The organism is Rheinheimera sp., from assembly GCF_020217005.1.
Taxonomy (GTDB): Bacteria; Pseudomonadota; Gammaproteobacteria; order Enterobacterales; family Alteromonadaceae; genus Pararheinheimera.
The window spans coordinates 1-10,000 of the sequence record NZ_JAIWOI010000045.1 but is presented as its reverse complement, the minus strand read 5'-3'; the positions used below and the strand labels follow the sequence as shown (position 1 = coordinate 10,000).

The following is a 10,000-nucleotide window of genomic DNA, read 5'->3' as shown; positions in this document are numbered from 1 at the left end:
AGAGCTGGAGCAAACCAAACAGCAGTTGGCTCAAGTGCAGGCGCTGAATATGCAAAGCCTGGACAGCGGCCGCCAGTTGAGCGTGAAATTACTCACTGCTGCCCTGCAGGAAGAATTGGACGATGCTAAATGGGACTTATACAGCTACCCTGTTAATCAAATGTATGGCACTCACTCCAATGTGCCTTCGCTGCTGATTAACCAGCACAGTATCAGCGATGAAAGTGACGCCAAAGCTTATATTGGCCGCTTAAAAGGTGTTACCACTTACTTTAAACAGTTAGAGCAGCAACTGCAGGTGCGGGCTGATGCCGGCATTCTGCCACCTAAATTTGTGTTTGCTCATGTCATAGGCGCCAGCCGCAACATTATCAGCGGCGCACCTTTTGACGGTGGCAACGACAGCACCCTGCTGGCGGATTTCCGTGGCAAAGTGCAGGAATTAACACTGGAACAAGCAGAAAAAGATCTGCTGATCAAAGAAGCTGAACTGGCCTTAATTGGCAGCGTAAAACCAGCTTATGAAAGCCTGATCAGCTTACTGACCACACTGGAAGAAAAAGCCGGTACTGAAGATGGTGTCTGGCGCTTTAAAGACGGCGATAAATTTTACGCAACCCGTTTAGCCCGTATCACCACCACAGATTACAGCGCTGAAAAAATTCACAATCTGGGTTTATCCGAAGTCGCCCGTATTCATGATGAAATGAAAGCCATTATGAAAAAGGTCGGCTTTAAAGGCGACTTACAGCAGTTTTTTGCCTTTATGCGCGACGACCCGCAGTTTTATTACCCGGATACAGCAGAAGGTAAAGCCGCCTATTTAGCTGAAGCCACCCGTATTATCGACACCATGAAATCCCGTCTGGACGAGCTCTTTATCGTCAAGCCTAAAGCCGATATGGTGGTAAAAGCGGTCGAGCCTTTCCGCGAACAGTCTGCGGGTAAAGCCTTCTACGAACAACCTTCAATGGATGGCAGCCGCCCTGGTATTTATTACGCCAACCTGTATCGCATGAGTGGTATGCCGAAGTACCAAATGGAAGCTTTGGCTTACCACGAAGGTATCCCGGGCCACCATATGCAAATCGCCATAGCGCAGGAGCTGGAAAACGTACCTAAGTTCCGCAAGTTTGGCGGTTACACTGCTTATATCGAAGGTTGGGGTTTATACACTGAGTTCCTGCCCAAAGAGATTGGCATGTATCAGGACCCCTACTCCGACTTCGGCCGCTTAGCCATGGAACTGTGGCGTGCTTGCCGTTTAGTGGTCGACACTGGCTTACACGACAAAAAATGGACTCGTGAGCAGGCCATTCAGTATCTGGTCGACAATACGCCGAACTCTAAAGGTGAAGCAGTCAACGCCATTGAGCGTTACATTGTGATGCCAGGCCAGGCCACGGCTTACACTGTCGGCATGCTGAAACTGTTAGAACTGCGCGAAAAAGCCAAAACAGCCTTAGGCGACAAGTTCGATATCCGCCAATTCCATGACGTGGTGCTGAAAAACGGTGCTGTGCCTTTGGATGTGCTGGAGCAGCTCGTGGATCAATATATTCAGGCAGCTAAGTCCAAAGCTTAATCCCAGCTTCCCCACTTTGTACTGTCGAGGCGCCCCTTGTGGGCGCCTTTTTTATTGCCTCAACAGGGTGAATTAGTCCGGCTTACTGGCGCTGGCAGGCTCAAACAACGGCTGTTGTGGCTACAACTTCTTGTCACTGAAACTTCAGTAAGCTGTTTAAAATCCTCGATTTACCCTGCTCAGCATTTGACCAAATAAGGTAAAGCTATTAAAGGGATTCGTAAGTGATTGCACGTTCCGTTATGCCGCAAACTTCGACACACTATGTTGTATTCAATCTTTGTGGCCTAAGGATACGCTTTCATGTTTAGCCTAAAACCCTGTCTCCATAACAAAAAATCTCTGTTGGCTCTGTGTTGTGTTGCCGCCTTGTACTGCAGCACTACAGTGGCAGAAACCGCTGAAAACAGAGCTCAAACGAGTGCTCCTACAAGTTTTGATAACCCTATTATTAAGTACGATAGCAAAGACCCAACCAACGAAGTGGGTGAGTTGATCTACACCGCAGATCCAGCCGCTTTGGTGGTGGGAGATACTTTATACCTGTACAGCACACATGATGAAGCTGTGCCGGATGGCAAAGATTACCGCATGTACGACTACAGGCTTTGGACCAGCAAGGACTTAGTCAGCTGGCAAAATAAAGGCGCTGTGTTTCGCTACTCTGACTTTGATTGGGCCAGAGGCGATCAAAAAACAGGCAACGCTTACGCTCATCACGTGATCCAGCATAAAGATGCCTCAGGCAAAACCAAATACTACTTTTATGTCGCAGTAGAAGGCGGCCAAACAGGCGGTCAATTTGGTTTTTCTATCGGAGTCGCAGTCTCAGATAAACCGGAAGGGCCATTTAAAGACCCAAGGGGTATGCCGATGATTTTGCTGGAAGATACAGCAAAATACAAAGACCACACCTGGCGCAATATAGACCCGGCGGTATTTGTCGATGACGATGGCAAAGCCTACCTGTATTGGGGCAACCAGCAGTTATGGTGGGTGGAACTGGAAGCCGATTTAGTCCATCTGAAAGGCGAAAGCTACACAGTGGATGCGCAAGGACGGATGCAAAACCGTGACACCAGCAAGGTGAAGATCCATGCGGTAGATACCTTACCGAACTTCGAAGAAGGCCCTCACCTGTCCAAACATAACGGCATCTATTACTTAGTCTATGCGGCAGGTTTTCCGGAAAGCCTGGCTTATGCCACCAGCTCGTCGGCCTCAGGCCCCTGGAAATACCAGGGCATCATTATGGAACCTTTGCCTAACACCACCACGATACATCCGGCGCTGTTTGACTTTAACGGCCAGACCTATCTTGCCTACCACAGCGCCGACCTGCCGGGCGGTGGCAATTACCGCCGTTCGGTCAGCCTAGACAGAGTGTATTTCAATAAAGACGGCACTATTAAACCCATAGTCAGAACGTCCAAGAAACAGTGAGTACGTAAAAAAAGTAGTCCGGGCTGCAACAAACTAGCCTTATCCAGGCCATTGCGTTGCGGGTAGCGGGCTCCAATTCAGAAGACACAACAAGGAAAGGAACAAAATGAAAAGTAACTTTTTAACTCCTGGCTCCTCACACTTTGGCCTGTTCCGGCAGAGCCTGTTGCTGGCCGCTTGTTTATGGACAGCGCAGGCTGTGGCGCAAGCCAACGATGTAATGACGCCCATAGCCGCACCCGATCAGAGCAATGCCATAGAACTTGGTACAGGCCCACTGCCGCAAGCCAAGGCGCAAGAATCCTGGCATTCGCAGTACGGCAGCAGATTTGCACGTAACGTTACAGTTGCCACACTAACGCCCTTTTTACCTGATGCAAAAACGGCCAGCGGTGCTGCCGTCATTGTGGCCCCAGGTGGCGGCTTTCGCACTTTGTCGATGGACAACGAAGGCTGGGATGTCGCCAAAGCGCTGGCGAAGCAAGGTGTTGCAGCTTTTGTGCTGAAATACAGATTAAATCAAACCCCGGCCGATATGGCTGCCTTTGAGCAAGAAATGGCGCAGATGTTTTCCGGTACTGCCCGCCGCCCACCCCGCCCTGATCCGGCCGAAATGGTGAAGCGTCTGGCACCGCAACTGGAAGATTCAAGCGCCGCCTTTGCGCTGATTCGCAAACGTGCTGCCGAATGGAAGGTCGATCCGGACCGTATTGGCATGATAGGTTTTTCCGCCGGCGCCATGCTGACTATGGCCACAACATTAGTGGGTAAAGACGCCAAACCAGCCTTTATCGCCAATATCTATGGCCCATTGGCCGAAGTGGCAGTACCAGCCGACGCACCGCCATTATTTGTCGCCCTTGCCGCTGATGATCCATTCTTCGCCAATGGTGATTTTGGCCTGGTCAAAAACTGGCAACTGGCGAAAAAACCAGTCGAGTTTCACTTTTACGAGCAAGGCGGTCACGGCTTTGGCATGTACCCGAAAGAAACCACCAGTACAGGCTGGTTCGGCGCCTTTAGCAGTTGGCTGAAGATGCACGGCATGATGCAGCCTAAGGCTTAAAAGCCAAACGGCTAATCTGGCCGTCTCCTGTGTATTCACGAAGTCGTTACTGTAGGGACGTCCCTTGTGGGCGTCCGTTTTCGAATGATCTGCCAGGCTCGTCAATAAATCCGCGTCATATGGGGCCGATGTACATCAACCAATCAAGAGAAATTCATAATGAAAACTATAAAAACCACTCTGTTAGGCGGGCTCTTCATCTTCACACCGCTTGCTGATGCCGACTTTGTCGACGACTTTAATCATTCAGTTGCAGGCTGGCAAAGCCTGACCGGAGATGGCGAGGCGCAGTTAACTTTTATCCCCATGGATGGCTTTGCCCGCATGCAGGTCGATGCCACTAAAGATCAGCACAATATCTATTGGACCATTATCAAACGTGATGTTGCGCCCTCTTTGGATATGGAAAAGCTCAAAAGCCCGGACTACGAACTACGTGTCGAAGCGCGGGTGCGGGCCAGCCATGCGCCGCGCCGGGTCAACTTTATGATCAACACCCAGCGCACCACGGATTATCACCAACATTTACGCGAATATGATCTGGACCAGACCACAGACTGGCAAGTGATCAGCATGACCACCCGCAATTTAGACGCTGTGCCTGGTGACCAGGTGAATGTGCAACTTGGCGTTACCGACTGGGGGCCAGGCCAATACCATCTCGATGTGGATTATTACCGCGCTGAAGTGGTGCCGGTGAAGAATGCCAAAGCCGATTTGGGCGAACCTTTGGTCTATCATCCGCCTATCCCTGCACTTGAAAGCTTTAAACAGCACCTGAAGGTCAATCAGGATACCAGCATTAATTCGGCTTTTCCTTTAGTCAATTTCAACAACTGGACTTCCGACAATGCCAGGGTTTTCACCGTCAGTGCCGGACAATACCCCTTGCTGCGCTGGGACTTACAAAGTTTTCGCGGCCAAAAAGCCAAAGGGTCTGGCGTATTGGAGCTTACCACCCAGGCACTGCAAAAAGGCGGTAACTACGTCGCTGCTTTGGGTGAGGACTTTGGTATTGAATTCGATAAAGTGCGGGTGTTCGAGATTTTGGCTGGTGAAACAAACTGGCAACAACATAACGTGACCTTCCAGAGTTTTACTCAAGGCAAAGATCTGCAGGCTGCTATTAACGGCCAAATGATTTTTGATACCGAAGTAGCGCCAGCACAAGGCAAAACCCTGGTCACTATCCCCCGTCCTGTGCTGCAACGCCTGCTTGATGGCACCACCCGTGGTCTGTTACTACAGCCTTTAGGTGCGATTAAGGCGTCTTTCTACGACTCTGAGCATGGCGATGGCAGCCAGGCGCCTAAGTTGCATTTCAGCAGCGCGCAATAACCAGCTGAGGCCCCCATGAACCGACTCGTTAAATTGCTTTCCATACCGCTATCTATAGGGTTTGCAATCACAAAAGTACTGGCGCTCGTTGCTGCACTAGCCCTTGTAGGCTGTTCAGCGCCAGCCACTGACGCTGTTGCTCCCAATCAAATCCGTACCTGGCAAATGCAGGAAATTGTACTGCTGGCAGCCAAACCTTATGCCAATTATTACACCGAGGTTGATCTCTGGGTGCAGCTAAAAGGGCCAGGTTTTGATAAACGGGTGTATGGCTTTTGGGATGGCGATAACAGGTTTGTAGTGCGGGTGGTGGCAACAGCGCCCGGTCAATGGACCTGGCAAAGTGCGTCTAACCAGCCGGATGATGCGGGTTTAAATGGCCACTCTGGCACCTTTACTGCTGTGGCATGGACAGCGGCTGAAAAACAACAAAACCCAAACCGGCAAGGTTTTGTCCGGGTATCACCAAACGGCCATGCTCTTGAATATGCCGATGGCACCCCCTTTTTTATGGTCGGTGATACCTGGCTGGCAGCCAGTACCTGGCGCTTGCCATTTCGTGGCGCCGCCACTTCAGCGGATTACCAACCAGGCCCTGGTATTGGTTTTGAAGATGCAGTCACGTATCGCAAGCAACAGGGCTTTAACTCGGTCAGTATGATTGCCGCTTTCCCCAATTGGGATGCCGATCTAAACCCCAGCACCTATGCCGATCACAATGGCGTTTACCTGCGCAATGCCTGGGAAAAATTTGGCTACGACGTTGCAAGCGAACAAGGCACAGATGCCTCGGGTGGCGTCAGTTATTGGGGTTCTTTTACCGCCAAAAGTATGCGCGACGAATACGGCCATTTACCCTTTGCGATGTCGGCACAGCATAAAGGCGTGTCGGACTTTAACCGCATCAACCCGGCCTATTTCCAAAGCCTGGACCGCAAAATGCAGTATTTGTCGCAACAAGGTTTTGTGCCGCTGCTGGAAACTGTGCGCCGCGACGTAGGCCCGTCCTGGCATGCCTACTTTGATTTTAATGAAAGTTTTGCCCGCTACACCCAATATTTAATTGCGCGTTATGGTGCCAATAACCTGGTGTTTAGCGGTATTCATTTGGATTGGATCCCCAAAGACTTCAGCCTGACTGCGGCCCAATTTAACGAAGCGCTGACGTATCACTTAAAAAAATACGGCCCACCGCCTTTTAACCAGCCGGTGACAGTGCTGATTGACCGTTCGACTTATGACGCCTTTGGCCATGCCGGGCAAGTGCCCTGGCTGACTATGCATAGCGTGGGCAATAAGCCACGGGATCATCGAGTGGGTGCCGCGCTGGAAACCCAATTTAAGCTGACTCCGGCTTATCCCACTATTAATTTCGAACCTTATTACACCGGCTGGCTGCACGAAATTAATAAACCCGCAGGTGAAGAGCCGCCCGCCAATTCAGCACGGGATAATTATTTTGCCCGCGCCCAAATGTATGGTTCTGTGCTATCGGGCGCTTTGTCTGGCCATGTGCATGGCACTGCGGCTTATGATTTGACCTCAACCGGAGAACCGGCAGGTGCCAGGCCACAGTTTTGGGATGCGTTAAAGTATGGATCCGCCAGCTATATGCAGCATCTGCAGGCCTTTGTATTGTCAGAAGGCCGCCGCTATCAGGATTTAGATTTAGCCTCAGAGGATCTTTCGGTGCGTAAAGCCCCGGGCAGCCCGGACGATGGGCTGGATGGTTGGTCTTATATGATGCGCACTAAAGACAAGGACTTCGCCCTGCTGTATTTTGAAAACAAAGCGGTGCTGCCAGAGTTAAAAGGCTTCTTGCCAGGTAAAAGCTATAGCTTGATATGGTTCGATCCAATCAATGGGCAATGGCAAAAACCGCTTTCTATAACAGCGAATACCGATGGCACTTTAGTGCTGCCGGGTTTCCCGCAAGATAAACAAATCGCCAGTCGCGATTGGGCGTCAAAAATTTTGTTGGAGCTATAAGGGCGGTTTATACCTTAGAAATGGCGTCAGCTTTGCTGACGTTGTTTTGTGCCAAAAGCTGTATTAGCCTTAAAAAGGTACCAGTTGAGATTCGACTCAAACAGTGCGGTCAACTACAACGCAGACCCGCCGTGAATACATCCGTGTAGGCAGCGAAGTGTGTTGTTTGGCTTCCGGCCCTTTGCAGAGCAAAGGGCGTTCTTGCGGCGATAAGCCAAATTATTGGCTTATCGAAATCCCGCAATTACCCTCACAGGGTCTGCTAACGCAGTTGCCCGACTGTTTACTGAGATCTTAGGTATCGTCACTTTGTGCCAAAAGCTGACTTTTAAACGAAATCCAAAATGATTCTCGGGATATTGTCTTGTTTGTTGTGTACTCAGCATGAGCTGATACCAGCTTTGTGCTGTAGCAATCTTATTTAATGTTTATCCCTACAGACAAAACATATCGATTTTTGATTTATTAAAATTTAATCTAATACCCTGCTAATCCCAAAATGTAAGAGGTATTTTAACAAATGGATATTAGAGATACCTATGAAGAGCAATTGCTCGCATACTGGAAAAAAGTTGTTTCAAAAGATTTACGATTTGATGAAACTGATCTTATGAATCATTTAGGAGGTTTGTATCACTATACCAATTCAGCTGGCTTACTGGGCATTTTAAGTTCAAACAAGTTTTGGGCAACGGAATCTGAATTTCTTAATGATTCAAGGGAGGTGAAGCATGGTTTGGAGCTGGCGGAGACCATAGTTAATGAGTTACATACCGAAGTGCAGTGTGCTTTTTCTCAATCAATTCTTAATGAAACCAAGGAGGAAATTTATAAATACAATGGAGAAATATATATCGCGTGCTTTTCGGAGGAAGGAGACCTTTTAAGTCAGTGGAAAGGTTATGGTGACTACGGGAAAGGTTACGCTATAAAGTTAGATCATCATCAACTATTCCGACAAAAACGAAAGTTTCCTTTTGTTAAAATAGAAATTAAAAAAGTTGTGTATGAGGAAGTAGAACAAGTTGAGTTGATACGCAGCCAACTTCAATGGATTTTAGAGTGCACAAAATCTACTCGAGATGAAAGTCCTGAATTGGAAGAATTGTTAATTGGTTATGCAGCTCGCTGGGCCGCAAATGTTCTAAGAAATATGGCGTGTCGATTTAAAGACCGTGCGTTTTCAGAGGAGAAAGAATGGCGTGCAATTTATTCAAATCAGGATAAATCAGAAGAAGGGCCGCAACCCATACAATTCAGGCTTGGTGATGGAGGGGTAATTCCCTACATGGAACTTGATATTTGTCCATCAGCACAGAGGACTGAGTGGCATTTGCCTATATCTGAAGTTGTCATAGGTGCGAAAAATAACTTTGAACTAGCTGAAAAAACAATAATGTTGCTATGTAAAAGGTCAAATATACCAAAGCCGATCATTTCACGCTCAAAAATACCATTACGATAGAAGGGACTAACGAAACTATTCACAGGATGCTTTCCCGTTGCATCTTTTATGCATGTTAAAATTGGCCGTTTAGCAGAGAATTTATTCTGTGCAGTAATTAGTGAAAGCTGCATTAATGTCCTCAATTCGCTCTGAACTGACGCTCAATAAAATGGATAATTGCTGAAACTGGTGGTTACATGAAAGTGCAACTGGCGGTAAATTTAGTTGATATTTTTCACTTTGTAGTCATCTCTCAAAAATGACACTATATACGTTTGCCCGTGGTCCATGCTATAGAACACTTAGGATTTGTGTTGACAGAGGGATTTTTTCGCTATGGCTATAAGAGCTGAAGTAGTAGATACAAATATTGTTGAGATAGGAAAAGAAGTAAATTTTGTATCTTTAGATGGGCCTGAAATTCTATTTGGTAGTGACTCTATCTTTAAAACAAAGTCGATTAATCTTAATTCAGCCTCAAGCATTACCTCGTTAGACTCAGACAAGTACTACACAGTTTTTACTATAAAATTTTCATCCCAAGGCTTTTTAACTCTCAAATGTGGAACTGACGCTTTCTTGAAATATATAAAGCACTCTCGGCTGACTCCAGCTCCTTTAGAAGTTAAGGAACGGATGTCAGGGCTAGCAATGATTGGAGCCGCTTTGGTTGGGATTGTTATCTTTTCAGTCTTATTCGGGGGAGGTAACTCATCAGGTAATTCTAAAACACTTTCCCAAAATGAAATGGCAAAAGTATGTAAGGCTTACATTGGAGAGATATTTGGGAAACCAACAAGTATTATCGAGAATTACAAAAATCAAGATGGATTAACCTATGTTAGATACACCCGAAACGTCGATAATACTAGATGGAGCTATGTTTGCGATATGTCTAATGGTTCTATTGCATGGGCTGGGTGGATGAACGATACCCAAGAGTGGGGGCGCTGGAGGTATGAAGATGAAACTAAGCTTTCTTACGATCAATCTACAAATTCTATCTCATTTGTAATGAATGATACGGGCTCAAAGGTTGTAGTTCAACTGTAGCAAACATGCTAAATACTCTGTTGTACAGCTAAATGTCACATTACAGGTCATTTTGTCTTGCCCTATTCAGTGTTATAAC

Annotated in this window: 7 protein-coding genes; all 7 read left to right on the top strand. The window is 47.5% G+C overall.

What is annotated here, in order from left to right; genetic code table 11:
• Window positions 1–1,585: DUF885 family protein (locus LDL40_RS02280; protein ID WP_300993382.1), on the top strand; the 1,585-nt coding region annotated here is incomplete at its 5' end.
• Window positions 1,586–1,888: 303 nt separating this feature from the next.
• Window positions 1,889–3,028, top strand: a complete 1,140-nt coding sequence (locus tag LDL40_RS02275) for a glycoside hydrolase family 43 protein (RefSeq protein WP_300993379.1) — start codon at window positions 1,889–1,891, stop codon at window positions 3,026–3,028.
• Between the two features lie 106 nt (window positions 3,029–3,134).
• On the top strand, window positions 3,135–4,094 hold the full coding sequence (locus LDL40_RS02270; protein WP_300993376.1) for an alpha/beta hydrolase: 960 nt from the start codon (window positions 3,135–3,137) through the stop codon (window positions 4,092–4,094).
• A 159-nt stretch (window positions 4,095–4,253) separates the two neighbouring features.
• Window positions 4,254–5,432 carry a hypothetical protein gene (locus LDL40_RS02265; RefSeq protein ID WP_300993374.1) on the top strand — a complete coding sequence of 393 codons (1,179 nt, stop codon included), beginning with the start codon at window positions 4,254–4,256 and terminating at the stop codon, window positions 5,430–5,432.
• A gap of 15 nt (window positions 5,433–5,447) precedes the next feature.
• Window positions 5,448–7,421 (top strand): DUF5060 domain-containing protein, encoded by a 1,974-nt coding sequence (locus LDL40_RS02260; protein WP_300993372.1) that lies wholly within the window; start codon window positions 5,448–5,450, stop codon window positions 7,419–7,421.
• Between the two features lie 520 nt (window positions 7,422–7,941).
• Entirely contained in the window at window positions 7,942–8,886 is a 945-nt protein-coding gene (locus tag LDL40_RS02255) for a DUF2971 domain-containing protein (RefSeq protein ID WP_300993370.1), read from the top strand.
• 318 nt (window positions 8,887–9,204) lie between these two features.
• Complete coding sequence (locus tag LDL40_RS02250; protein WP_300993367.1) at window positions 9,205–9,921, top strand: hypothetical protein; 717 nt, start codon at window positions 9,205–9,207, stop codon at window positions 9,919–9,921.
• The last annotated feature ends 79 nt before the right edge of the window (window positions 9,922–10,000 follow it).